Here is a 25335-nt window from a genome sequence, read left to right as displayed (position 1 = left end):
GAGTCACGGCTTAACCGCCGCGAATGGTCCGGGCGGGTTGGCCGCCCGGACCGTTCAACCCGCGACCGGCACCCCGTACAAATCGTGTTCGTCCGCATCCTCGATCTCGACCGCGACGATATCGCCCTGCGCCAGATGTCCGGCATCGCGCAGGAACACCTCGCCGTCGATCCCCGGTGCGTCGGCCTTGCTGCGGCCGGTCGCGCCGCCTTCGTCGCCGACCTCGTCGATGATGACGTCGATCGTCCGCCCTATCTTCGCCGCCAGTTTCGCGGCGGAGATGGCGGCGGTCTTCTCCATGATCCGGGCATAGCGTTCTTCCTTGACCGCTTCCGGCACCGGATCTGGCAATGCATTGGCCGCCGCACCCTCGACCGGTTCGAACCGGAACGCGCCGACCCGGTCGAGTTGCGCTTCGTCCAGCCAGTCGAGCAGATACTGGAAGTCCGCTTCCGTCTCGCCCGGAAAGCCGACGACGAACGACGAACGGATCGCGATGTCGGGGCACACTTCGCGCCAACCGCGCAGCCGTTCCAGCACCTTGGCGTCGTTCGCCGGCCGCTTCATCGCCTTCAGGACGTTCGGCGACGCGTGCTGGAACGGAATGTCGAGATACGGCAGCACCAGCCCTTCGGCCATCAACGGCACGACCTTGTCCACATGGGGATAGGGATAGACGTAATGCAGCCGCACCCACGGCGCGATCCGGCCCAGTTCGCGGGCAAGGTCGGTCATGTGCGCGCGGACTTCACCACCGCCCTTCAGCGGCCATGTGGCATGGCGCAGGTCGACGCCGTACGCCGACGTGTCCTGGCTGATCACCAGCAGTTCCTTGGTCCCCGCCGCGACCAGCTTTTCGGCTTCACGCAGGATCGCATCGGGTCGCCGGCTGGCCAGATCGCCACGAATCGATGGGATGATGCAGAACGAGCAGCGGTGGTTGCAGCCTTCGGAAATCTTCAGATAGCTGTAATGCCGCGGCGTCAGCTTCAGCCCGCTTTCGGGCACCAGATCGATGAAGGGCGACGGGATCGGCGGCGCGGCGGCGTGTACCGCTTCGACTACCTGTTCATACTGGTGCGCGCCGGTGACGGCCAAGACCTGCGGGAACCGGGCGCGGATCGTGTCCGCTTCCTGTCCCATACAACCGGTGACGATGACGCGCCCGTTCTCCGCGATCGCCTCGCCTATCGCTTCCAGCGACTCTTCCTTCGCTGAATCCAGAAAGCCGCAGGTGTTGACCAGCACCACGTCCGCCCCGGCATAGTCGGGCGACATGGCATAGCCGTCGCTGCGCAGCTTGGTCAGGATGCGTTCGCTGTCGACGAGGTTCTTCGGACAGCCGAGCGAAACCATCCCCACTCGGGGGGGCGAAGGAAGTCTGGTTGCCATGATCGCTCCGGCAGATAGCGATTTTCGCGGAAAAATCCAGCCGCCCCGCCCGATCAGTCGCGGAACAGGAAGAACGCGCCTGCTGCGATCAGTCCGAAGCCGATCAGATGGTTGGTCGTGATCCGCTGGCCCAGATACAGTACCGAGAACCCGGCGAAGATCGTCAGCGTGATGACCTCCTGCATCCCCTTGAGCTGCGCCGCCGAATAGACGCCCGCGCCGATGCGGTTGGCGGGCACGGCAAGGCAATATTCGAAGAACGCGATGCCCCAGCTGGCAAGGATCACGATCAGGATCGGCGCGCCGCGATATTTCAGATGACCGTACCATGCGAAGGTCATGAAGACGTTCGACGCGACCAGCAGCAGGATCGGCCACAGGCGCGCGGCGTCGGGCATCACTTCGTCACGATTTCGACGATGGTGTCGCCGTCGCACAATTGGTTCACTTCGGGGGCGTCGAACCTATATTTCCCGTCGCCACGATACACCCGGACGCCAAGGCCGGTGGCGATGGCCGACAACGGGCGTCCGACCTCTTCGGGCCGGACCTTGCGTTCGTTGAGCGCCACCGGTCCCCCGATCGATGCCAGGTCGAGAAGATAGTCAGCGATATGCGGTCCGCGACACGATCCGGCGAGCAGCAGCCCAGCGAAGCTGACGGGGTTGATGACGGTCGTCGCGCCGGCCGCACGCGCCGGGAATTCATTGTCCGCCGCCTTCACGATGACGCTGATCGGCACGTCGGGTGCCAGATGGCGCGCGGTCAGCGTCACCAGCACCGACGTGTCGTCGCGCCCGGTTGCGACGATCAGCGCGCGCGCCGCCGCGACGCGGACGTCCGCCAGCGTCGTGTCGCGCGTCGCGTCCGCCTGCAACACGATACAGCCCAGCGCGGCGGCACGGGTGATATCCGGTTCGTCGCGGTCGATCACCACGATCCGGCGCGGGTCCTCGCCGCGTGCGATCAACTCGTCGACGGCTTCCGACCCGGTCTTGCCGAACCCGGCGACGACGATATGCCCCGTCAGCTTGTCCTGAAGAAGTGCCATGCGCCAACGTTCCCATCTGCGTCGAAGGACGAATTGATACGTCGTGCCGATGAACAGCAGCACGACGAACACCCGGATCGGCGTGACGATCAGCGCATCGAACAACCGCGCCCGCTCCGTCACCGGCGCGATGTCGCCATAGCCGGTGGTCGTGATCGATATCATCGTGAAATAGATGACGTCGGCAAAACTGACCTGCCCGTCATAATTATCGCGCAGGCCGTCGCGATCGAACCAGTGGACCGCGACCGCGATCCCGACCAGCGTCAGCACCGCGACTACCCGCCACAGGATCGATGCCCAGACCGGTAAGGGCGACGACTGGCGCAGGATCGCGCGGGGTGCGCGCGTTCTCATCGGCGGGGCAGGCGGGTGAGCGGATCGACCGGCGTCCGGCCCGATCGCAGTTCGAAATGCAGCTGCGGCCGATCGGCATAGCCCGAATCGCCCGACAGCGCGATCTTCTGCCCTTGTTTGATCGCCTGACCACGCTGGACGAGCAACTGGTTGGCATGGCCGTAGACGGTGGTCAGCCCACCGCCGTGCCGGATAATCACCACGCCACCCAGCCCGGGAACGCCGGTCCCGACATAGGCGACGGTGCCGTCGGCGGCGGCAAGGATCGGCGTGTCGACAGGCACCGCGATCTTGATGCCGTCGTTGCGCTCGCCGCTGTCGCCCGCGCCGAACCGTTTGAGCACGCGCCCGTCGACCGGCCAGCCGAACCGGCCGGGCGATGTGGCGGGCGGCGGCGCGACGGCGGCGGTGGATGGCAGCACGCGGCGCGGCGACTGGGTGGCGCGCGCGGGACGCTCGTCGACCGCGATCGCCGGTTCGCCGCCGGTCAGGATGTCGTCGATATCCAGCCGGAACGCCGCCGCCCGTTCGGCCGCCGATCGCGGCACGGCATCGCCGGGGATCAGGATACGCTGTCCGGTGCGCAGGATGAACGGGTCGGCCAACGCGTTGGCGGTGACGATCCGGCTCCAGTCGACGCCATAGGCGCGGGCGATGGCGATGCCGGTCTGCCCCTCGCGCACCGCATGATAGCGCCCACCAGGGATCGCCAGCCGCTGTCCTGCGCGAATCGTGAAGGGCGGCACGAGGCCATTGGCGCGTGCGATCGCTTCCGATCCGGCCCCGGTGCGTTCCGCGATGCCGCGAAGCGTGTCGCCGCGCATCACGAGATAGCTGTCGGACGGCACGATCCGCGCATCCGCGACCACGCGCCGCGCTTCCCACGCGGGCGGCGGGGACGGTAACGCGGTGACGCCGTCGCCCTTCTGCTCGGTCGCGGGCGGCGTGCCGGGCGCGGCCTGGGCAGGGCGGGGGGCATGTGGTCGCGGGGTGGCAGGGTCGACGCGATCGGCACCGGGCGGGATACATCCCGCCAGCAATCCGCCCAACGCCACCGTCACGCCATATGCCGCTGCCGCCCGCATTCCGCCTCCCGTACCGGTTCCGCCCGTCGCCGGACCCGTTGCCGCGCGCATCGCCGGTTATGCCGGCGTCAGCACCTCGGCACCCACATACCGCCGTAGCACGTCGGGCACCACGACCGAACCATCGGCCTGCTGGTGATTCTCGACCACCGCGACCAGCGTCCGCCCCACTGCCAGCCCCGATCCGTTGAGCGTGTGGACGAAGCGCGTCGCCTTCTCTCCCTCTGGCCGGAACCGCGCATTCATCCGCCGCGCCTGGAAATCGGTACAGGTCGAACAACTCGAAATCTCGCGATACCGATCCTGTCCGGGCAACCATACTTCGAGATCATAGGTCCGCGCTGCCGAAAAGCCCATGTCCCCGGTGCACAGCTTCATCCGTCGGAACGGCAGCCCCAGCCGGTTGAGGATATCCTCCGCCGCCTGCGTCATCCGCTCATGCTCGGCATCCGACTGGTCGGGGGTGGTGATCGACACCATCTCCGCCTTCTCGAACTGGTGCTGGCGGATGAAGCCGCGCGTATCGCGACCCGCCGCACCGGCCTCCGCGCGGAAGCACATGGTCAGCGCGGTGAACCGCAGCGGCAATTCGCGCTCGGGCAATATCTGCCCTGCCACGATGTTGGTCAGCGACACTTCGGCGGTCGGGATCAGCCAGCGATCGTCGGTGGTGCGGAACAGGTCGTCGGCGAACTTCGGCAACTGGCCCGTGCCGAACAGCGCGTCGCCGCGCACCAGCACCGGCGGCACCATTTCCTCATAGCCATGAATGCCGGTCAACGTGTCGAGCATATATTGGCCCAATGCCCGGTGCAGCTTCGCCGCCGCCCCCCGCACCAGCGTGAAGCGTGCCCCCGCCAGCTTGACCCCGGTTTCGAAATCCAGCCCGATCGCCGGCCCGATCGCGTCATGCTCGCGGACTGCAAAGCCGAAGGCCGGCGGATCGCCAACCGTCTTTTCGACCAGATTGTCGTCTTCGTCCGCACCTTCGGGCACGTCGGCCAGCGGCAGGTTGGGAATGCCGGCCAGCGCGTCGGTCAGCTCCGCACCCAGTGCCGCTTCCTGCGCCTCGATCGCGGGCATCCGCTCCTTGAGCGCCGCGACCTCGGCCATCAGCGTCGCAGCGGTCGCCTCGTCACGCTGCGCCTTGGCCGCGCCGATCGCCTTCGACGCTTCGTTGCGGCGCGCCTGTCCCGCCTGGATCTCGGTCAGAAGCGCGCGGCGACGTTCGTCCAGCGCGGCCAGCGCCGCCGATCGCGGCTCGAATCCCCGGCGGGCGAGGGCTGCGTCGAAGGCGGCGGGATCGTCGCGGATCAGGCGGATATCGTGCATGCCGGGGCTATGGCGGCGCGCGTGCGGCGGTGCAAGTCGCAACCCTCCGCCCCGCAGATGCGTTGGCGAAGGGTCAATCGAGGGAGTGGATGATGCAGATACCCCACAACACCTGCGTGCTGGTGGCCGATGGCCGCAAGATGCTGTTCTTCCGCAACGAGGGAACGGCAACCGCGCCGGACCTCGTGGTCGAGGATCAGCAGATGCAGGCGAACCCCGCCGACCGTCATCAAAAGACCGACGCGGCCGGACAGTCATTGTCGTTGCGCGGCGGCAACTTCGCCAGCGGCGGCGGTAACATGGGCGAGGCCGATTATCATCAGCAGGCCGAGGATCGCTTCGCCGCCGACGCCGCCGACCTGCTCAAGCGGCGCGCGCTGGCCAACGATTTTGAATCGCTGATCGTCGTCGCGCCGCCACGCACGCTCGGCGAGTTGCGCAAACATTACCACAAGACCGTCGCCGATCGTCTGGCCGGCGAACTCGACAAGGACCTGACCGGCCATCCGGTCGATCAGATCACGAAGCTGATCGCCGCCGCCTGACGCGGCACGTCAACCGGCAGTGCGCGGCTTGCGCGTCAGCCGCTTGCGCAACACCAGCACCGCCGCCGCCCCGCCGAACAGCAATAGCATCGGCGGGGCGGGGACCGGCGTAGGCCCGCCGCTCGACGATGGCGGCGGATGACCATGCGAACTGCCGCCGTTCGAACTCCATCCGCCGTTCGACGACCATCCGTGGCTCGACGATCCGTTCGACGAACTGCTGGTGCTGGTCGAGGTAGAGGACCCGTTCGACGAGGACGACGTGCTGGACGACACGTTGCCCGATGACGATGAGGACGTGCTGGTCGACACGTTGCCCGATGACGATGAGGACGTGCTGGTCGACACGTTCCCGCTGGAAGAGGACGACGTACTGGTCGACACGTTCCCGCCCGTCGAGGACGACGTGCTGGACGACACGTCGCCGCTGCTGCCGCCCGATGCGGACGATGTGCTGCCAGTACTGGATACACCGCCGGTGCTGGTCGACGATCCACCGGACGACGTCGATGTCGATCCGCCGCTGCTGCTGGATGTCGACGACACGATGATGCCGCTCGACCCGCCATCCGAACCGCCACCGCCGCCGAAAAAGCCGCCGGCGAAGAACCCGCCGCCGATACCACCGCCGCCAGTGCCGCCGACGACGACCGGTCCGCCGCCAAAGCCTCCGCCGCCCGACATCGCGCCGGGATCATATAGCGGCGGCAACGGGATCGGTGCGGACTGGCTGGCGACCGTCACCACCGCCGGGGGGCAGGTCGCGGTCGTGCGGGTGACGACCCGACGGACGGTTCGCTGGCGCGCGACCCGCTGCACCGCCCGCTTCGTTACGGCGCGTTTGGTGATCGCGCGCTTGGTGATCTGTCGCTGCGGCGACGATTCGGCGACGTGCACCGCGCCGCCGCCGATGATCGCGCCGCCGCATGCGCAGGCACAGAGTTTCGCCAGGGCCATCTTTACCGACATGCCGTCCCAATCTTCCCCGTCACCGAAACCATGGCCGTTCGCCGCATTTCGGAAGACCGTGTCCCAGCAAGACCAACAAAACGTAAAATTCAACCGGAATCGCCGCGATCCTTGCCCGATATCGGTCCGGTCGCATCGTTACCAGCGCGCGGTGGGCGGGACCGTACCGGAAAGAGACGGCGCGCTCGCCGCTGCGCCCCTCATCTTCCCAACGAATCTCACCCTGTTCCGTTTGGCTTGTGGAGCGGCTCTGCCCCCGATATAGGCCCGGCGGAAAAAGGGGCGCAACCCCACCGGGGTGGAGACTGGGGATGGCAACCGTTTTGAGCGATACGAAGCAACCTTTCGATGTGCCGCCGCCCGCAACCGACGACGGCACCGGGTATCGCCCCCATGGCGACGAGCCCTTCATGAACCCGCGGCAGCAGGCGTATTTTCGCGCGAAATTGCTGGCGTGGAAGGATGCGATCCTCCGCGAGTCGCAAGGGACGCTGACGCATCTCCAGAATGAATCGCTGCGCGAGGCCGATCTGACCGATCGCGCGTCGAGCGAGACCGACTGGTCGATCGAGCTGCGCACCCGCGACCGCCAGCGTAAGCTGATTTCGAAGATCGAGGCGGCGATCCGTCGGATCGACGACGGCGAATACGGATTTTGCGAAGTCACCGGCGAACCGATCGCGCTCGGCCGGCTGGAAGCGCGCCCGATCGCGACAATGACGGTCGAGGCGCAGAGCCGTCACGAACGGCAGGAACGCGTATCGCGTGAAGAATAGCGGTTAACGGTTTGGCGACGTTTGCCGGCCTATAGCCGAACCCTTGTATTGAAGAACGGGCAGGCCGGATGGATAGTATCGATATCGAACCGTTCCGGGCGACGGCGGAAGACGATCGGAACGGGCGGTCGCTGGTCGACCGGAAGGCGCGGGACAGCCTGATCCTGAACGCCATGCTGCGGGAAGGGGACGAACCGCAGGCGGTGGCCGTGCGCATCCGCAACCTGTCGGCCGGCGGACTGATGGCGGAGCATCCGACCTTCTCGCCGCGCGGCACGCCGGTCGAGATCGAACTGCGCGGCATCGGCAAGGTTTCCGGCCGTATTGCATGGGCGACCGACGGTCGCGTCGGCATCGCGTTCGATCAGGAAATCGATCCGCGCGACGTGCAGAATGCAGGTGCACGCAGGGCCGAGAACGACTGACGTCAGAGCGATATCCGCCGAGAGAGCGCCGCTTCGTAAAGCCCAAAGTTATCGGCAATCAGCCTGGCCTGACCGTTGCGCTACGACGTCCGGTTCTAATCCTCGCGAACCGATTTGCGGACGGGTGTAGCACCCCAAACCGGTCGAGCCGACCAGTAAGGGCGACGGTCAACTCCGCAACATTGGTATGCGGAAGGCGTCGGTTATGTTCAGCCCAAACCGCGTTGAAGGCAGCTTTCGCCGTGTGCGTTGTAGCACCACCAGCCTGCTGTCATGGCACGGGGCCGCTAACGGCCCCGCGCGACGCGGCTATTGCTCCGTCATCTCCTGCTTCACTGCCAGCTTTCGCTTCTTGAGCGACGACAGCACATTCTGGTCGGGCGATGGCCGCTGGGCCTCGAGCGCGATCTGGCGGTCGAGCGTGGCGTGTTTCGCTTCAAGTGCTACGAGGTGGGCAGTCTGCATGGATGCGTCCTTCCTGCTTCGTTGACGGGATACGGAGTACAACACATCAAACGCACGATGTCGCCCGGCGCTCGACGATATTCGACGTGGCGTGCAAAAATAGATGCCGGGCCGTTGCCAGCAGGACGCTGTCGGGCGACAGTGCATCGCGATGGATGATTCGGATCTTGAACAACGCCTCGGGATCATGCGGATCGAACACCGCGATCTCGACGACTCGATCGCGGCGCTGATCGCATCGGCTTCTACCGATCAGCTGCAACTGGCCCGGCTCAAACGCCGCAAGCTGCGATTGCGCGACGAAATTGCATCGGTCGAGGACCAGTTGATCCCCGACATCATCGCCTGACGGCCGTCGCATACGGGGACAGTCCGCCGCCGGGCGCCCCGAATTAGCCGTTTCGCTTGCGTTATTTACGTGACACAAGGCGGCATGCACATGCTGGACGGGGCAATGGCCCTTCGTCGGCGGCTGCTCGATGCGCTGTACAGCGAAGCGATGCTGCTGGCGGACGAAGCGCGCGGATATTTCGACGATGGCGTCCGCGACGAACGCGCGATGCTGGGGCCGCTCGAGCGTGTCGTCTTTTCATGCGAATCGTTGAAGGTAACGACTCGCCTGATGCACGTCATCGCATGGCTGCTGACGCAGCGTGCAATCGACTCGGGCGAGATCGCAGCAGATGCCATGCGCGACCCGGTGCGGATGCTGGGCGACGCGATGCCGACCGATCCAGCGGTGCTGGACGGGATGCCCGTCACGGCGCGGACGCTAATTCTCGCCAGCATCGATCTGCATCGGCGGGTCGAGCTGATCGATCTGGCGCAGGACGCCCCCCCCGCTGCCAGTCCGGCCCGCGCGATGCTCGATCAACTGACGCGACGGCTGTAGGCCGATCGACATTCCGTCCTGACGGTCAGAGAATGGCGGTTTGGCGCGCCTGCCGTCCGTCCTCTGCACTACGGATTACGCCGAACCATCGTCTGCGGCGCGTCACCATCTCAGCGTCGATCGCCTTCACGGGGATGGCGTAGATTCAGCCGAGCCGCGCCCGAGCGGCCCGATACTCACCCGCAATTTGCGCGATCCGGTCTTTGGCCTCCACTACGGCATCGACCGCACCGATACCCTGACCCGATCCCCAGATATCCTTCCACGCCTTTGCTCCGCCGCCGAAATCCATCGCGGACGGGTCGCTTTCGGGCAGCGCGTCGGGGTCCAGCCCCGCCGCCACGATCGATGCGCGCAGGTAATTGCCGTGCACCCCGGTGAACAGGTTGCTGTTGACGATATCGGCGGCGCGTCCGTCGACCACCGCCTGCTTGTAGGCTTGGGTCGCGTTCGCCTCCGCCGTCGCGATGAACGGCGATCCGATATAGGCGAGGTCCGCGCCCATCGCCTGCGCCGCCAGCACCGCGCCGCCATGCGCGATCGCACCCGACAGCGCGACCGGGCCGTCATACCATTGCCGGACCTCTTGCGTGAACGCGAAGGGGTTCAGCCGTCCGGCATGACCGCCAGCACCGGCGCAGACGAGGATCAGCCCGTCCGCGCCCTTCTCGACCGCCTTGTGCGCGAACCGGTCGTCGATCACATCGTGCAGTGTGATGCCGCCCCAGTCCGCGACCGCGCGGTTCACATCCTCCCGTGCGCCCAGCGACGTGATGACGATCGGCACCCGCCACTTCGCACATACCGCCATGTCCACATCCAGCCGTGCGTTCGACCGGTGCACGATCTGGTTGACCGCATACGGTGCGGCGGGTCGATCGGGATGGGCGCGGTCGTGCGCCGCGAGCGCTTCGGTGATCCGGTGCAGCCATTCATCGAGCAGCGACTGCGGCCGGGCGTTGAGCGCGGGAAACGATCCGACGATCCCCGCCGTACATTGGGCGATGACCATTTCCGGCCCGGAAACGATGAACAGCGGGGCCGCGACGACCGGCACCGTCAGATGGTCGAACAGGGGCGGGAGCGCCATGCGGCTACCCCGTCACCACCTGATACAGCAGCACCGAATTGAGCACGATCACCGCGCCGCAGATGATCCACGCGGATCCCGCCAGTAACGGTCCGTTGGCGAACATCCCCATCTTTGCCCGGTCGCCGGTGAAGCGTACCAATGGATAGACCGCGAACGGCAGTTGCAGGCTCAACACCACCTGGCTGCCGATCAACAGCCGTGCCGTACCGCTTTCGCCATACAGGCTGGCGACGACGACCGCCGGCACGATCGCGATCAACCGCGTCACGATCCGCCGCAGCCACGCGGGCAGGCGCAGGTTCAGGAACCCTTCCATCACGATCTGTCCGGCCAGCGTGCCGGTGATCGTCGAATTCTGTCCCGATGCCAGCAACGCCACCGCGAACAGGATGCTCGCCGCGCCCGCGCCCAGCATCGGCGTAAGCAACTGATACGCGTCCTGTATTTCGGCGACGTCGGTCCGCCCGGCGGTATGGAACGCTGCGGCGGCAAGGATCAGGATCGATCCGTTGATGAACAGCGCCAGCATCAACGCGACCGAACTGTCGATCGTCGCCATCTTCACCGCTTCGCGCCGACCCTCGTTCGTGCGCTCGAAGCTGCGCGTCTGCACGATCGAGCTATGCAGATACAGGTTGTGCGGCATCACCGTCGCACCGAGGATTCCGATCGCGATGTACAGCATCGCGGGATTGGTCACGATCTCGGTCGTTGGGATCAGCCCGCGCGCGATCCCCGCCAGCGATGGCTGGGCAAGGAACAGCTCGACCGCGAAACAGCCCGCGATCACGATCAACAGCGCAACGATGAACGCTTCCAGCTTACGGAACCCATATTGCTGCAACAGCAATATCAGCATCACATCCACCGCCGTAACGCACACCCCGATCACCAACGGAATGCCGAACAGCAATTGCAGCGCGATGGCCGTACCGATCACCTCGGCCAGGTCGCACGCGATGATCGCCAGCTCGCACAACGCCCACAGCACCCAGCGTACCGGTTTGGGGTAATATTCACGGCACGCCTGCGCCAGATCCAGCCCGGTGACGATGCCCAGCTTGGCCGACAGCGATTGCAGCACCATCGCCATGATGTTCGACAACAGGATGACCGACAACAGCGTATAGCCGAACGTCGATCCCCCGGCGATGTCGGTCGCCCAGTTGCCCGGGTCCATATACCCGACCGCGACGAGATAGCCGGGGCCGGCGAACGCCCCGAACTTGCGCCAGAACTGTCCGCCGCCGCTCGGCACCGCGATCGTACGGAACGATCCCGGCAGGCTGGGGCGGCGTTCGGTCGCGGCATCGGGGGCGGCGGGCGGTACGATGGCGGCGGTCCCCTTGGGCGGCGGAAGCGTCAGTTTGCGGCGCTGGTCTTGAGCAGGCTGTTAAGGCCCGCCGGGAAGAACCCGCCGGCCGACACCGATGCGCGGTTCAGGTACAGGATGTTGAGCACCGACGCCGGCGCACGGGCAAAGGTCAGGCCGGTGCCGTCGGTCGGCACGATGTTCGACGCGTCGTTGGCGGGCCGAACCCCCTGATCCTGATCGAGCACCCCGTCCAGATCGTCGCGTGCCTTGGAAATCGCCTCGGTCGCATCGATCACTGCCGGGGTGGCGATGCCCTTGTTATACAGCACCGACCGGATCAGCCCTGCGTGATAGGCTTCGGCGGCGTGGATACCGGCGGCGGCGTCGATATAGGTCTTGTTCGTCAGGAACCCGATCGCACCGCGATAGGCGGTGACGCCGACATCCTCAAACAGGAACGCGCCCAACAGGAAATTCTGGTCGTTCAGATACGGGTTGAACGACGCCGTTGCACCGGTGATGAGGCCCGCCGCACGCGCCGCGTTCGAAAACGCGCTGGTCGCAGCGAAGCCGAGGTCGATTGCGGGCTGCGCCGCGACCGTCGCACCGATCGCGCTGCGCAGGAACGCGACATGGGCACGTTCGTCGGCGGCGATTTCGCGCGCATATTGCCCGACCAGCGGATCGTCGAACGTCACCTGCTGCCCACCGGTCGCCGCACCCTGCGCACCGGTGCCGGTGAGCAAATCGTTCGGCAGGCTCGCGCCCGTCGTGGCGAAGGAATAGAATTGCGCTTCGAGATATTCGAGGTTCAGCGCGAAATTCAGCACGTCGGCATCGGTCGCCGGGGTCGGCGTCGCGGTCGGGCTGACCGTCGGCGTGGGCGTCGGGGTAGGGGTGGGCGCGGGATCATTGTCGTCGCCACCGCCGCACGCGGCCAACAGCGAGGCACCGGCCACGGCGGCGGACACGCCGCCGGCAGCGCGCAGGAAGTCGCGGCGATGGGCGCGGCGGGCGTCGCAGGCGTCGAGCGCGTGCAGGATCGTTTCGGTGTTCATGAGGGCCGCTCCTGGCTCAGTTCGCTGCGCTGGTCTTGATGACGCCGTTGACGCCGGCCGGAAAGAATCCGCCGGTCGTGACGGCGAGGCGGTTGAGATAGACGATGTTGAGCACCTGTTCAGGCGTCCGGCCGAATGCGATGCCGTTGGCGTCCAGCGGGGCGATGTTCGACCGGTCGCCGATCGGCCGCACGCCCTGATCGAGGTCGCTCGATCCGTCGAGGCTGTCGCGCGCGGTGGAAATTGCCTCGGTCGCGTCGATCAGTCCCTTGGTATAAAGCGCGGTACGGATCATCGCGGCATGATAGGCCTCGGTGGCGAGGATGCCGGCGGCTGCCTGCAACACCACCGGGCTGGCGATCTCGACCGCCGCACCCTTGTACGCGGTAACGCCGACATCCTCGAACAGGTAAGCGGCGATCAGGAAGTTTTCGTCATTGGCATAGGGATCGAACGCCGCGCCCGCGCCGATCAGTCCGGCGGCGCGCGCCGCGTTGGAGAAGGCGCTGGTCGCGGTGGCGCCGATATCGATCGCGGGCTGCGCGATGACGGTAGCGCCGATCGCATTGCGCAGGAATTCGACATGTGCGCGTTCGTCCTGCGCGATTTCGCGGGCGTAGTTGGCGATCACCGGATCGGTGAGATTCGCCTTCCGTCCCCCCGTCACCGCGCCGGGCGTCGTGCCGGTCGGCCCCGCGAGGAGCGTCGTGGGCAACCCGACCCCCGTCGCGGCGAACAGATAGAATTGCGCTTCGAGATATTCGAGGTTCAGCGCGAAGTTCAGCACATCGACATCGCTGAACCGGTTGGACGGGGTGGGGGTCGGCGTCGCGGTCGGTGTAGCTGTCGCGGTTCCCGTACCGGTCGGGGTGGGAGAAGGCGTCGGCGCGACATCGTCGTCCCCGCCGCCACACGACGCCAGCGCCAGCCCGCCACCTACTGCAGCCGCCGCGCCGAACGCACGGAAGAAGTCGCGGCGTTCCTCACGACGCCGTACCCGGCTGTCGAAGGCGTCGGCAATCTGTGTCTCGTCGGTCATCCACCGGCTCCCAATACGCTGCGGCCCCGTCCGCGATCGCGGATCAACCCGAGCCTGTCATCTCTTGTATCCGCGCACCCTGCAGCACGCCGTTCCGACGCTGCTGTATTGCGTGTATCGGGACAGCGCTAGAGCGAAGCGTCCCGTGGCACCCGTGCAACCGATTCGCGTTCCATCAACTGATGCTGATGCCGCGTCGCCGCCGGGACCGCTTCGCCCGCAAGCCGGTCGAGCAGCATCGACGTCGCGCTGACTGCCATTTCGAACACCGGTTGGCGAATAGTGGTGATCCGCGGCCATGTGATCCGCGCGACTTCGGAATCATCGAACCCCGCGATCGACAATGCGGTCGGCACGTCGATGCCGGCGGCGCGCGCCGCCGTCAGCGCTCCGACCGCCATATCGTCGTTCTGCGCGAGGATCGCCGTCGGACGGTCCGCACGGCCCAGCAGCATAGTCGCGGCGGCAAAACCCGAATCGAACGTGAACAGTCCGTCGACGACCAGCGCGGGATCGATCGGCACGCCGGCATCGGCAAAGGCCAGTTCATACCCGATCATCCGCGCGGCGGACGCGGCATGGGTCGGATCGCCCTTGATGATCGCGATGCGGCGGTGTCCCTGCGCCAGCACATGCGCCGCGATCTCACGCGATGCGGCGACGTCGTCCACCTCGATACCGGGCCCGATCTCCGGCCAGCGGGTCGGCGCGATCCGGGCGAACGGCATGCCGATCGCGACCAGCCCGTCCAGCACGCGGCGGTTGTCCGATGCCGGCGGTGCAAGCACCGCACCGTCGACCGCCGCCGACCGCAACAGCCCGACGACCTCGCCTTCATGCGCCGCCACCGACTGGACCGGCAGCACCACCAGCCGGTAGCGTTCGCCCTGCAACCGGTCGAGCACGCCCATCTGCAATTCGACGACATAGCTGGGGGAGGGGTTTTCATAGACGAGGCCGATCAGGTGCGATCGCTGCCGCGCCAGCCCCTGCGCCATGACGTTGGGATGATAGTCCAGCGCACGCACCGCCTCCTGCACGCGTTCGCGTACCGCCGGCTTCACATGCGGTTCGCCGTTCAACACGCGCGATACGGTCTTGGTCGAGACGCCGGCATGGGCGGCGACCTCGACGATGGTGATGCGCCGGACCGGGCGCGCACTGATAGGCTGCATGGGCGGCATCACGCCGACGCGGCGGTGCGATGTCAACCTTTGTATCCGAAACAACCGGTTGGATATGGTGGACGCACTTGGGCTCGAACCAAGGACCCGCTGATTAAGAGTCAGCTGCTCTACCAACTGAGCTATACGTCCGTCGCGGGACAGGAGGTGGTGGACGCACTTGGGCTCGAACCAAGGACCCGCTGATTAAGAGTCAGCTGCTCTACCAACTGAGCTATGCGTCCGTCGCCTGCGCGATGGGGCGGTCGGGGTTGCCGTCCGCCGTTGGAGGGCGGCCTTTAGCGAAGGTTCGCGCGCAAGCAAACCCCAATTATCCGCCCGGCGGCAATTTCCGTCAGAACCGCACCCGTTCGCGGTTCTCGCGGTCGATCGCCATCAGCAGTCCGACGCATCCCAGCACCGTCATCTGCGCCGATCCGCCATAGCTGACCAGCGGCAACGGAATACCCACCACCGGGGCCAGCCCCATCACCATCATCAGGTTGATCGCGACATAGAAGAAGATCGTGGTGGCCAGCCCACCCGCTGCCAGCTTGGCGAACCGGCCTTCAGCCCTGACGCCGACGCCCACGCCCCAGCGGACCAGCAGGATGAACGCCGCGATCAACAGCACGCCGCCGACCAGCCCCCATTCCTCCGCCATCGTCGCGAACACGAAATCGGTATGCCCTTCAGGGAGATAGTCGAGATGGCTCTGAGTTCCTTCGAGGAACCCCTTGCCGAAAATGCCGCCCGATCCGATCGCGATCTTGGATTGGCTGATGTGGTATCCGGTGCCTAGCGGGTCGCTTTCGGGGTCGAGGAAGATCAACACGCGGTTACGCTGATAGTCGTGCAGCAGGAAATGATAGGCGAGCGGCGCAGCGACCGCGAGACCCAGCGCACCACCCGCGAACAGGCGGATCGGCAGTCCCGCAAGGAACATGACGGTCAACCCCCCCGCCGTGATCATCAGCGCCGTGCCAAGATCGGGTTGCAGCATCACCAGCCCAGCCGGAATACCTAACATCAAGGCAGCGGGCCATACCGCGCCGAATCGGCGTATTTCGCCAGCGGGCAGCAAGTCATAGAAGCGGGCCAGCGCCAGCACGATTACCGGTTTCATGAATTCAGATGGTTGCACCCGGATGAAGCCGAGATCGAGCCAGCGTTGCGATCCGCCCTTCACCGCGCCAAGCAGTTCGACCAGCACCAGCAACACCGTGATCCCGGCATAGGCGGGCAACGCAAGATTCTGCCAGAACGACACGCGTATTCTGGACAGCCCGATCGCCATGCACAGGAAGATCGCGAACGCCACGCCCTGCCGCGACGCCCATGGGTCGACGCTGCCGCCGGCGGCCGAAAACAGCACGACCAGCCCGAACCCGCCGATGGCCAGCAACAATATGAGCACGCCCCACGGCAGCTTCGCCAGTGGGGCGGGAACGAAGCCCAGCCCGTGCGACGTCGTCTGGTTGATGCGTTTCATTCGGTGCGCTGCGTGATGTTGGACTGGGCGACGGCGGGGTCCGGCTCTGTCTGGTTGGCGACGGCCGAATCGACGACGTTGGTCGTCGCCCCCTCCACGTCGGCGGGGGTGGCCGGGACCGACAGCACCGGCGCGGCCTGCGCAGCCTGGAACGTGCGCCACTGGGTCGCCATGCGGGTCTGCACGTCGCCACCCCATTCCTTTTCCAGCGGCTCCAGCCGGGCCATCGCCTTTTCCCGGTCGAACAGCCACGACAGGATGTCGCTGGCGATCGGGGCGGCGGTATAGATATGGCCCGAATGTTCCAGCACGACCGACACCGCGTAGCGCGGCTTGTCAGCGGGGGCGTATCCGATGAACAGCGAATGGTCGCGCATGCGAAACGGCAGCGCGGCGTCGCCCAGCACGCCGCCTCGGCGTTCGGCCATGGTGATGCGCCGGACCTGTGCCGTGCCGGTCTTGCCCGCCAGCTGAATCTCGGGCGGCAGTCCGACGAACCGTGATCGTCCGCCGGTGCCGCCGCCATTGACCACCGCCCACGTCGCGCGGTGAACGGTGTCGAGCATTTCGGGTGCGATGCCCATCGACGGCGCGGGTTCGTGCGGCCGGTCGAGCAACAGTCGCGGCACCACCTGCCGACCCTGCGCCAGCCGCGCGGCCATGACCGCCAGTTGCAACGGATTGGTCAGGACATATCCCTGTCCGATCGATGCGTTGACCGAATCCGCGACGGTCCATTTCTGCTTGTATTTGCGCAGCTTCCACGCGCTGTCGGGCACCGTGCCGTATCGCTGAGACTGGAACGGCAGCTCGAATTCCTGCCCCAGCCCCATCGCGCGCACCGTGGGTGCGAAGCTGTCATATCCCAGTTCGCGCGCCATCGTGTAGAAATAGATGTCGCAGCTTTGCGCGACCGCCCCGACCATATCCAATGGCCCATGCCCGCGTCGCTTATGGCAATGGAACCGTCCCGTGCCGACCTGCAACACACCGCTGCAATTGACGCGGCGGCGCGGATCGATCCCGGCTTTCAGGATCGCGAGCGCGTGCATCGGCTTGACCGTCGACCCGGGCGGATACAGTCCCTGCAACGTCTTGTTCATCAACGGAATATGGTCGTCGTCCGACAGCATCTTCCATTCCAGCCGGCCGATCCCGTCCGAAAAGCTGTTGGGATCATAGGCCGGCATCGACACCATCGCCAGCACGTCGCCGGTGATCGCATCCATCACCACCGCCGACCCCGAATTCGGGCCCATCCGCCGCGCCGCGAACTCCTGAAGCCCCAGATCGACGGTCAGGCGCGCATTGCGGCCCTGCTGGTCGGGCCGGGTTTCCAGTTCGCGCACTACCTGTCCGCGCGCTGTGACCTCGACCCGCTTGGCCCCGGCCTTGCCCCGCAACTGCGGCTCCAGCGCCTTTTCCAGCCCGTCCTTGCCCAGCTTGAAGCCCGGCGTCACCATCAACGGGTCGCGCGTTTCCTTGAACTGTTCGGCGGTCGCCGCACCGACATAACCCGTCAGATGAGCGACCGCCGCGCCACCGGGATAGCTGCGCGAGAAACCGCGCGTGGGCTGGACGCCCGGCAGTTCGGGCAACCGGACGCTGACCGCCGCGAAGCGTTCCCAGTCGAGATTCTCGGCGACCTGCACCGGCTGGAAACTGCTCGCGCGTTTCAGATCGGTCTGGATGCGCGCCATGTCTTCGGGGGTCAGTGCCAGCAGGGTGCGCAGTTCACCCAGCACCCGGTCGCGATCCTCCAGCCGGTCGGGGATCAGATCGACGCGGAAATCGGTGCGGTTGTTTGCGATCGGCGCGCCATACCGGTCGATGATCCATCCCCGCCGTGGCGGAATCATGGTCAGGTTGACGCGGTTGCTCTCCGCCAGCAGGTTATAGCGCTCGTTCTCCGCGACCGACAGCCACGCCATCCGCCCGGCCAGCACCAGCCCGACCGCTGCCTGTGCGCCGCCCAGCACCATCGCCCGCCTCGAAAAGCTGAACGCCTGCGCGGCTTCGGTGACGATCCTGCTCATTCATCCTCATGGCCGCCAAGCGCCGTGCACAGCCGCGTTGCCAGCGGGAACAACGCGATCGATACCAAAATCTGGAATAGAAGCACCGTATCGACGTTCGCAGCCAAGGTCGAGGCAAAGGCGCGTCCGGCGATCAGGCAAAATGCAATCGATCCACCCGCCAACAACCAGTCGTGCCAGAAATCGCGCGCCAGCAACCGCGTGTCGACCAGATCGATCGTCAGGGCGCATATCTGCCATAACAGCACCGCGCTGCCGATCGGCTGGCCGCTGACCAGATCGTCGAACAGGCCCAGCGGTGCCGCCGCCCAGACGGGCAGTGCGTCGGGACGCAGCAGCCGCCAGCCCAGCAGCATCAGCAGCCCGCACGGCGGCAGGAACGGAACCGATGCGACGACCGGGATCAGCGTGACGATCGAACCGATCAGGATGCTGCCGATCGCCTTGCGCGTAACGCTGTACTGCGCGCCGTCGTCGGCCGGACCCAGCAGCTTCATTCGGGTGCAGGCGCGGCGGGCGTGGGCGTTGCGTCGGGGGTGGGGCGGGGCACGGGCGAGGGCAGGAACGCGCGTTCTACCAGCGCGAAGTCCAGCCCGTCGGGATCGGCGAAGACCCGTGCCTGCACGACGTCGCGGCCGCTGCGCGCCACCTGCGCCACGGGCACGCCGGGCGGATAGATACCGCCTGCGCCCGACGTCACGAACACGTCGCCAGCCAGCATCGCGGCGTTGGCGATGCCGGCCGATCGGACCTCGACCATCCCGTCGCCAAGGCCGGCGACGATCGCCGACAATCCGTCGCGCGTACGGCGGACCGGCACGATGCTGGCGGTATCGATGATGAGCAGGACGCTGGCGGTATTGGGACTGGTTTCGACGATGCGGCCGATCAGCCCGTTGGGACCGCGCACCGGCTGGCCGCGACGCACGCCCTGCCGCGATCCTGCGTTTAGCGTCGCATAACGTCGTGTGCTGCTGGCCGAACTGTTGACCAGCCGCGCAGATACGACCGGTGCGGGCGATCGGTCGCGTAGCGCCAACAGCACGCGCAGCCGCATATTCTCGCGGTTCAGCCGTCGCGCCTGGATCAGGTAGCGGCGCGTCGCTTCCTCACGTGCGCGCAACTGGCGGTTCTCGTCCACCGCGCCGAAATAATCGCCGATGCCGCGCGGCACCGATGCGACGCCGTCCCATGCCCAGTCCAGCCCGGTCGACAGCGGCGTCGTCACCTCGCGCACCGCACCGCGCAGCGATGCGAAGGCGCGCGGGTCGATGACCGAGATGATCAGCAGGATCGCGCCGACGAACGCACCCGTCGCCGCAAGGACATAGGCGGCGAAGACAGTATATTGCGCCCGTCGCGAAAAACCCGGACGGCGGTTGCGCGGCGGCGCCATGCCTCCGACCCCTTCGTCAGACGGCGAGCAAGACGCCCTTGTAGATCGGATCTTCCAACGCGCGGCCGGTGCCGATCGCAACGCAGGTCAGCGGGTTTTCGGCGACCGTCACCGGCAATCCGGTCTCGTCGCGCAGCACTTCGTCGATGCCCTGCAACAACGCCCCGCCGCCGGTCAACACGATGCCCTGATCGACGATGTCGGCAGCCAGTTCGGGCGCCGTGTTTTCCAGTGCGATGCGAACGCCCTCGACGATCGCGGCGACCGGTTCGGACAGCGCCTCGGCGATCTGTCCCTGATTGATCTGGATTTCCTTGGGCACGCCGTTCACCAGGTCGCGACCCTTGATATAGATGAGCGTGCCGATGCCGTCGGCGGGGGGCTTGGCCGTGCCGACTTCCTGCTTGATCCGCTCCGCCGTGGCTTCACCGATCAACAGATTGTGGTTGCGGCGGACATAGCTGACGATCGCTTCGTCCATCTTGTCGCCGCCCACCCGGACGCTGGTCGAATAGGCGAGGCCGCGCAGCGACAGCACCGCGACTTCGGTCGTGCCCCCGCCAATGTCGACGACCATGCTGCCGATCGGCTCCGTCACCGGCATGTCGGCGCCGATCGCGGCGGCCATCGGCTCCTCGATCAGCCACACCTGAGAAGCGCCGGCGTTCGACGCGGCATCGCGGATCGCGCGACGTTCGACGCTGGTCGATCCCGACGGCACGCAGATCACGATCTGGGGCCAGCGGATGAAACGGCGCTGGCCGTGCACCTTCTGGATGAAGTGCTTGATCATCTGTTCCGCGACGTCGATGTCGGCGATCACCCCGTCGCGAAGCGGACGGATCGCCTCGATCGAACCGGGCGTCTTGCCCATCATCAGCTTGGCGTCGTCGCCGACCGCCTTGACCCGCTTGACCCCGTTCAGCGTTTCGACCGCCACCACCGACGGTTCGTTGAGCACGACGCCGCGACCACGCAGATACACCACCGTATTGGCGGTGCCGAGGTCGATCGCCATGTCGTGCGACATGAACTTGAAGAAACGCGAAAAGAAGGCCATCGATACTTCCGTTCTTGTCCGCGTGTCCCGACGCGGCGGTTCGCAGCTTGTACCCCGACCCGTCCGAACGGCTATCCGATCGGTTGCCCATGGGCACTTCCAGGTCGCGGGATGAGGCCGATTGGGCTAGAGCGTCATCCATGTCAATACGCCGTCTCCCCGAGCATCTCGTCAACCGTATCGCGGCCGGAGAAGTGGTGGAACGCCCTGCTTCCGCGCTGAAGGAACTGGTCGAGAACGCGATCGATGCCGGTGCGACCCGCGTGGTCGTGCGGATCGCGGCGGGCGGCACCGAATTGATCGAGGTCAATGACGACGGCTGCGGAATGACGCCGGCCGACATGGCGCTGGCGCTGGAACGTCATGCCACCTCGAAGCTGCCAGACGACCGGATCGACGCGGTCATGACGCTGGGTTTCCGGGGGGAAGCGCTGCCGTCGATCGCCAGCGTGGCACGACTGTCGATCGAAAGCCGCCCGGCCGGTGCGGAGGGCTGGTTGCGCACCGTCGACAACGGACAGGTGGTCGAGGATCGCCCCGCCGCCGTCCCGCCGGGCACGCGCGTCCGGGTGGAAGCGCTGTTCGCCCGCGTACCCGCCCGCCGCAAGTTCCTGCGCTCGCCGCGCAGCGAGTTCGCCGCCTGCGTCGATCAGGTAAAACGTCTGGCGATGGCGCGACCCGACATCGCCTTCACGCTCGAACATGACGGCCGCCGCGTGCTCGGCGTGCAGGGCGGGGAAACGCGTCCCGAACGCGTCGCAGGGCTGACGGACCGGGCGCTCGCTGCCAATTCGGTCGGGCTGGACTGGGAACGCGAGGGGATGCGGCTGGGCGGGGTGGCCGGGTTGCCGACCTTCAATCGCGGCGTGGCGGACCACCAGTATCTGTTCGTCAACGGCCGGCCGGTGCGCGACCGTCTGCTGACCGGGGCGGTGCGCGGCGCCTATGCCGAAATGCTCGCGCGCGACCGGCATGCCGTCGTCGCGCTGTTCCTCGACGTCGACCCCGATCTGGTCGACGTCAACGTCCATCCCGCCAAGACCGAAGTGCGGTTCCGCGACCCCGCCGCCGCACGCGGCCTGATCGTCGGCGGTCTGCGCCGCGCGCTGGACGAAGCGGGCTTCCGTTCGGCGCAGCGACCGGGCGAACAGGCGATGGCGGCGTGGGTCGCCGAACCGCTTGCCCCGCTAGCCGAAACGGCCATGCCGTCCCCCGCGACCGGCTTTGCCTTTCACGAAACGCGCCCGAGCTTCTTCGCCCCGCCGCCACAGGCCCGCGCCGAAGTCGCCGCCGCCCCGCCGCCGCCGACCGGCCAGTTCCCGCTGGGCGCGGCGCGTGGACAGGTCGCGAAGACCTATATCGTCGCGGAGGCGGAGGACGGGCTGGTACTGGTCGATCAGCACGCCGCGCACGAACGCCTCGTCCTCGAACGGATGCGGGCGGCGATGGCGGCGGGCGGTGTCCGGTCTCAGGCGTTGCTGATCCCCGAGGTCGTCGAACTCGACGAAGTCGCGTGCGACGCGCTGGAGGATCGTGCGGCCGAACTGGCCGGGTTCGGGCTGGACCTCGAACGCTTCGGCCCGCGCGCTATGCTGGTCCGCGCGACGCCCGCCATCCTCGGCCATAGCGACGTGATCGGCCTCGTCACCGATCTGGCCGACGAGATTCGCGCGCACGATGCCGCGCTGTCGCTGGCCGAACGGATCGATCACGTCGCGGCAACGATGGCATGTCATGGGTCGGTTCGCGCCGGACGCATCCTGTCGGTCGCGGAAATGAACGCCTTGCTGCGCGAAATGGAGGTGACACCCCATTCGGGTCAGTGCAACCACGGGCGCCCGACCTGGATCAAGCTGGCGCATGGCGATATCGAACGCCTGTTCGGCCGCAAATAGGAATCCGCCGATGAAATTCACGCAGGCCGCAGGCGCGAACCCGACCGATGCGATGCGGGTGCTGGGCCGCCCGACCGACCGGATCGAAGGGCCGCTCAAGGTATCGGGCCGCGCGACCTATGCCGCCGAATTCGACGTGCCGGGCACCGTCTATGGCGTGATGGTCGGCGCGACGATCGCTACCGGACGGATCGTCGCGATCGACGCGGCCGATGCACGCACCGCGCCGGGCGTCCTCGACGTGATCGACTATGAAAACGCCGGCCCGCTGGCGTTGGGCGAAGATCACAACGTGCCGATGCTGGCCGGGCCGCAGGTCGACCAGTTGGGGCAGGCGGTGGCGTTGGTCGTCGCCGACAGCTTCGAGAATGCGCGCGCAGCGGCACGGCTGGTGCGGGTCGACTATGCCGAGAATAAAGGCGCGTTCGACCTAGCCGGCGCCGCACGGGCACCCAACAAACCCGAATCAAGCCACGGCCATGGCGATTTCGCGACCGCTTTCGCCGCCGCGCCGGTCACGCTGGACGCGACCTACACCACGCCCGATCACGCGCATGCGATGATGGAGCCGCACGCGTCGATCGCGGCGTGGGACGGCGACCGGCTGACGCTGTGGACCGCGAACCAGATGGTGGCGTGGGCGCAGCGCGACATGGCGGCGATACTCGGCATCCCGTGCGACGCCATCCGCATCGTCGCGCATCATGTCGGCGGGGGCTTTGGTGGCAAGCTGTGGGTGCGCGCCGACGCCGTGCTGGCGGCGGTCGCGGCGCGGCGGCTGGGGCGTCCGGTCAGGGTCGTGCTGGCCCGGCCGCAGATGTTCAACAACACGACCCATCGGTCGGCGACGATCCAGCGCATCCGGCTGGGCGCGACGCCCGACGGCCGGTTGACCGCGATCGGGCATGACAGCTGGTCGGGCGATCTGCCCGGCGGCAGTCCCGAAGGCGCGGGATCGCAGACGCGCCAACTATACGCCGCACCCCATCGGCTGGTGGAGGAACGGCTGGCCGAACTGAACCTGCCTGAATCCAGCGCGATGCGCGCGCCGGGCGAGGCGGTCGGCATGATGGCAATCGAAGCGGCGATGGACGAGCTCGCCGAAAAACTGTCGATCGATCCGGTCGAACTGCGCATCCGTAACGATACGCAGGTCGACCCGGAGAAGCCCGATCGCCGCTTCTCGCACCGCGATCTGATCGGCTGTCTGCGCGAAGGCGCGCAGCGGTTCGGATGGTCGGCGCGCAATTCGGTGCCGGGGCAGGTGCGCGACGGGCGGTGGCACGTCGGCTTGGGCATGGCGGCGGCCTATCGCGGCAATATCGTGCTGAAATCGGCGGCGCGGGTCGGCATCGGCGGCGACGGCATCGTCACCGTCACGACCGACATGACCGATATCGGCACGGGTAGCTACACGATCCTCGCACAGACCGCCGCCGAGATGCTGGGCGTCGATCTGGCGCAGGTCGTCGTCCGGCTGGGCGAATCGGACTTCCCGGTGTCCGCCGGGTCGGGCGGACAATTCGGTGCGAACAGCTCGACGGCGGGCGTCTATGCCGCCTGTGTCGGCCTACGCGATCGCATTGCCGAAGCCGCCGGGTTCGATCCGGCCACGGCGCGCTTCGCCGACGGGCGCATCTGGTCGGGCAACCATTCGGTCGCGCTGGGCGAGGCTGCGGGCGGCGACGGTATCGAGGTCGAGGACCGGATCGAATTCGGCGATCTGACGAAGAAATTCGTACAGGCGACGTTCGGGGCGCATTTCGTGGAAGTCGGCGTCGATGGCGACACCGGGGAAGTCCGCGTCCGCCGCATGACCGGCGTGTTCGCCGCCGGTCGCATCCTGAACCCAAAGTCCGCGCGCAGTCAGATACTCGGCGCTATGACGATGGGCGTAGGGGCCGCGCTGACCGAGGAACTGGTCGTCGACGCCCGGATGGGCGGGTTCATCAACCACGACCTCGCCGAATATCATGTGCCGGTACATGCCGACATTCCGCATCAGGAAGTCGTGTTCCTCGATGAGGAAGACCCGCTGTCATCGCCGATGAAAGCGAAGGGGGTCGGCGAACTCGGTATCTGCGGCGTCGGCGCGGCGATCGCCAACGCGGTGTACAATGCCTGCGGCGTCCGCGTGCGGAACTACCCGATCACGCTCGACAAGCTGCTGGCGGGGCTGGAGTAGAGAACGATCCGAACGCCACCCCAACACAGGGCGGGGTGGCGTTCGGCTTCGCCGAAATCTTTGGCTTACGCCCCGCGACCGGTCTTCGACTGCAATGCGTCGATCGCCTTCGATGCGTCCGCCTTCGTCAACGAATCATCGAACTGCTCGCCGGCTTCCTCGCTTAACGTCTTCAGATACGATGCCTGTGCGCCGGTCATCTTCTCGTCGCCGGTCGTCCAGTCGTCCGGGTCCTTTTCGGCGTTCGAGAAGGGCTCGCTCTTGGGGTTCGGGGTATCGGTCATGGGAAATTCCTTTCGCCGACACCAACCCCG

The 25335-nt window shown here is 66.6% G+C and carries 26 protein-coding genes and 2 tRNA genes; 8 read left to right on the top strand and 20 right to left on the bottom strand.

The features are described from left to right. Window positions 1-54: 54 nt before the first annotated feature. Genes rimO through serS form a run of 5 tightly spaced genes read right to left on the bottom strand, consistent with a single transcriptional unit; the run spans window position 55 to window position 5217 of the window. Window positions 55-1392 (bottom strand): 30S ribosomal protein S12 methylthiotransferase RimO, encoded by a 1338-nt coding sequence (gene rimO / locus IFT55_RS14265; RefSeq protein ID WP_192093009.1) that lies wholly within the window; start codon window positions 1390-1392, stop codon window positions 55-57. Between the two features lie 53 nt (window positions 1393-1445). Continuing rightward, window positions 1446-1790 (bottom strand): DMT family protein, encoded by a 345-nt coding sequence (locus tag IFT55_RS14260; RefSeq protein WP_192093008.1) that lies wholly within the window; start codon window positions 1788-1790, stop codon window positions 1446-1448. Then, window positions 1790-2800 carry a potassium channel family protein gene (locus IFT55_RS14255; protein ID WP_192093007.1) on the bottom strand — a complete coding sequence of 337 codons (1011 nt, stop codon included), beginning with the start codon at window positions 2798-2800 and terminating at the stop codon, window positions 1790-1792. Before IFT55_RS14255 ends, IFT55_RS14260 begins: the two co-directional genes overlap by 1 nt. Further along, a complete protein-coding gene (locus tag IFT55_RS14250; protein ID WP_192093006.1) occupies window positions 2797-3885 on the bottom strand; it encodes a M23 family metallopeptidase in 1089 nt (362 codons plus the stop codon). The genes IFT55_RS14255 and IFT55_RS14250 overlap by 4 nt, the downstream gene beginning before the upstream one ends. Window positions 3886-3942: 57 nt before the next feature. Continuing rightward, window positions 3943-5217 (bottom strand): serine--tRNA ligase, encoded by a 1275-nt coding sequence (gene serS, locus IFT55_RS14245; RefSeq protein ID WP_192093005.1) that lies wholly within the window; start codon window positions 5215-5217, stop codon window positions 3943-3945. Window positions 5218-5309: 92 nt separating this feature from the next. On the opposite strand from serS, the gene IFT55_RS14240 reads away from it, so the two are divergent. From IFT55_RS14240 to IFT55_RS14225, 4 genes are all read left to right on the top strand, one after another. Then, window positions 5310-5762 carry a host attachment family protein gene (locus tag IFT55_RS14240; protein ID WP_192093047.1) on the top strand — a complete coding sequence of 151 codons (453 nt, stop codon included), beginning with the start codon at window positions 5310-5312 and terminating at the stop codon, window positions 5760-5762. Between the two features lie 223 nt (window positions 5763-5985). Next, window positions 5986-6996: a hypothetical protein gene (locus IFT55_RS14235; protein ID WP_192093004.1), complete on the top strand. Its 1011-nt coding sequence runs from the start codon at window positions 5986-5988 to the stop codon at window positions 6994-6996. Between the two features lie 46 nt (window positions 6997-7042). Then, window positions 7043-7507 carry an RNA polymerase-binding protein DksA gene (gene dksA, locus IFT55_RS14230; RefSeq protein WP_192093003.1) on the top strand — a complete coding sequence of 155 codons (465 nt, stop codon included), beginning with the start codon at window positions 7043-7045 and terminating at the stop codon, window positions 7505-7507. Window positions 7508-7575: 68 nt separating this feature from the next. Next, complete coding sequence (locus IFT55_RS14225) at window positions 7576-7932, top strand: PilZ domain-containing protein (protein WP_192093002.1); 357 nt, start codon at window positions 7576-7578, stop codon at window positions 7930-7932. Window positions 7933-8241: 309 nt separating this feature from the next. Here the strand turns inward: IFT55_RS14225 and IFT55_RS14220 are convergent, their stop codons facing one another. Together IFT55_RS14220 and IFT55_RS14215 are read right to left on the bottom strand one after the other, a co-directional pair. Beyond that, the gene (locus IFT55_RS14220; protein ID WP_192093001.1) at window positions 8242-8397 is read right to left on the bottom strand and encodes a YdcH family protein; all 156 of its coding nucleotides are present in this window, start codon (window positions 8395-8397) and stop codon (window positions 8242-8244) included. A gap of 46 nt (window positions 8398-8443) precedes the next feature. Continuing rightward, entirely contained in the window at window positions 8444-8599 is a 156-nt protein-coding gene (locus IFT55_RS14215) for a hypothetical protein (RefSeq protein WP_192093048.1), read from the bottom strand. Here IFT55_RS14215 and IFT55_RS14210 point away from each other — a divergent pair. Both IFT55_RS14210 and IFT55_RS14205 read left to right on the top strand, forming a co-directional pair. After that, the gene (locus IFT55_RS14210) at window positions 8549-8746 is read left to right on the top strand and encodes a YdcH family protein (protein ID WP_192093000.1); all 198 of its coding nucleotides are present in this window, start codon (window positions 8549-8551) and stop codon (window positions 8744-8746) included. The genes IFT55_RS14215 and IFT55_RS14210 overlap by 51 nt on opposite strands. 105 nt (window positions 8747-8851) lie before the next feature. Continuing rightward, window positions 8852-9289, top strand: a complete 438-nt coding sequence (locus IFT55_RS14205) for a DUF1465 family protein (protein ID WP_249403838.1) — start codon at window positions 8852-8854, stop codon at window positions 9287-9289. Window positions 9290-9434: 145 nt separating this feature from the next. Here IFT55_RS14205 and IFT55_RS14200 read toward each other — a convergent pair whose 3' ends face one another. From IFT55_RS14200 to IFT55_RS14145, 12 genes are all read right to left on the bottom strand, one after another. Beyond that, entirely contained in the window at window positions 9435-10379 is a 945-nt protein-coding gene (locus IFT55_RS14200; protein WP_192092998.1) for an NAD(P)H-dependent flavin oxidoreductase, read from the bottom strand. 4 nt (window positions 10380-10383) lie between these two features. Continuing rightward, entirely contained in the window at window positions 10384-11640 is a 1257-nt protein-coding gene (locus tag IFT55_RS14195; protein WP_342029321.1) for an Nramp family divalent metal transporter, read from the bottom strand. Between the two features lie 104 nt (window positions 11641-11744). Beyond that, window positions 11745-12755: a ferritin-like domain-containing protein gene (locus IFT55_RS14190; RefSeq protein ID WP_192092997.1), complete on the bottom strand. Its 1011-nt coding sequence runs from the start codon at window positions 12753-12755 to the stop codon at window positions 11745-11747. 16 nt (window positions 12756-12771) lie between these two features. Continuing rightward, window positions 12772-13794, bottom strand: coding sequence for a ferritin-like domain-containing protein (locus IFT55_RS14185; protein WP_192092996.1), 1023 nt, complete (start codon window positions 13792-13794; stop codon window positions 12772-12774). A gap of 128 nt (window positions 13795-13922) precedes the next feature. Continuing rightward, window positions 13923-14969: a LacI family DNA-binding transcriptional regulator gene (locus IFT55_RS14180; protein ID WP_192092995.1), complete on the bottom strand. Its 1047-nt coding sequence runs from the start codon at window positions 14967-14969 to the stop codon at window positions 13923-13925. 65 nt (window positions 14970-15034) lie between these two features. Next, window positions 15035-15110: transfer RNA gene (locus IFT55_RS14175), tRNA-Lys, on the bottom strand. Window positions 15111-15126: 16 nt separating this feature from the next. Continuing rightward, window positions 15127-15202: transfer RNA gene (locus tag IFT55_RS14170), tRNA-Lys, on the bottom strand. Window positions 15203-15312: 110 nt separating this feature from the next. Further along, window positions 15313-16449, bottom strand: coding sequence for a rod shape-determining protein RodA (gene rodA, locus IFT55_RS14165; RefSeq protein WP_192092994.1), 1137 nt, complete (start codon window positions 16447-16449; stop codon window positions 15313-15315). Beyond that, a complete protein-coding gene (gene mrdA, locus IFT55_RS14160) occupies window positions 16446-18485 on the bottom strand; it encodes a penicillin-binding protein 2 (RefSeq protein WP_192092993.1) in 2040 nt (679 codons plus the stop codon). The genes rodA and mrdA overlap by 4 nt, the downstream gene beginning before the upstream one ends. After that, window positions 18482-18982, bottom strand: a complete 501-nt coding sequence (gene mreD / locus IFT55_RS14155) for a rod shape-determining protein MreD (RefSeq protein ID WP_192092992.1) — start codon at window positions 18980-18982, stop codon at window positions 18482-18484. The genes mrdA and mreD overlap by 4 nt, the downstream gene beginning before the upstream one ends. Beyond that, window positions 18979-19881 carry a rod shape-determining protein MreC gene (gene mreC, locus IFT55_RS14150; RefSeq protein WP_192092991.1) on the bottom strand — a complete coding sequence of 301 codons (903 nt, stop codon included), beginning with the start codon at window positions 19879-19881 and terminating at the stop codon, window positions 18979-18981. Before mreC ends, mreD begins: the two co-directional genes overlap by 4 nt. A 16-nt stretch (window positions 19882-19897) precedes the next feature. After that, window positions 19898-20941 (bottom strand): rod shape-determining protein, encoded by a 1044-nt coding sequence (locus IFT55_RS14145; RefSeq protein ID WP_192092990.1) that lies wholly within the window; start codon window positions 20939-20941, stop codon window positions 19898-19900. Window positions 20942-21081: 140 nt separating this feature from the next. On the opposite strand from IFT55_RS14145, the gene mutL reads away from it, so the two are divergent. Both mutL and paoC read left to right on the top strand, forming a co-directional pair. Next, window positions 21082-22836 (top strand): DNA mismatch repair endonuclease MutL, encoded by a 1755-nt coding sequence (gene mutL / locus IFT55_RS14140; RefSeq protein ID WP_192092989.1) that lies wholly within the window; start codon window positions 21082-21084, stop codon window positions 22834-22836. Window positions 22837-22846: 10 nt separating this feature from the next. Then, window positions 22847-25021, top strand: coding sequence for an aldehyde oxidoreductase molybdenum-binding subunit PaoC (gene paoC / locus IFT55_RS14135; protein WP_192092988.1), 2175 nt, complete (start codon window positions 22847-22849; stop codon window positions 25019-25021). 65 nt (window positions 25022-25086) lie between these two features. On the opposite strand, the gene IFT55_RS14130 is transcribed toward paoC, so the two are convergent. Beyond that, a complete protein-coding gene (locus tag IFT55_RS14130; RefSeq protein ID WP_192092987.1) occupies window positions 25087-25305 on the bottom strand; it encodes a DUF3072 domain-containing protein in 219 nt (72 codons plus the stop codon). Between the last annotated feature and the right edge of the window lie 30 nt (window positions 25306-25335).

The sequence above is a fragment of the Sphingomonas sp. CFBP 13720 genome (assembly GCF_014842075.1).
GTDB lineage: Bacteria > Pseudomonadota > Alphaproteobacteria > Sphingomonadales > Sphingomonadaceae > Sphingomonas.
Note: the sequence above shows the minus strand (reverse complement) of the source record. Positions and strands in the feature narration are given on the sequence as shown.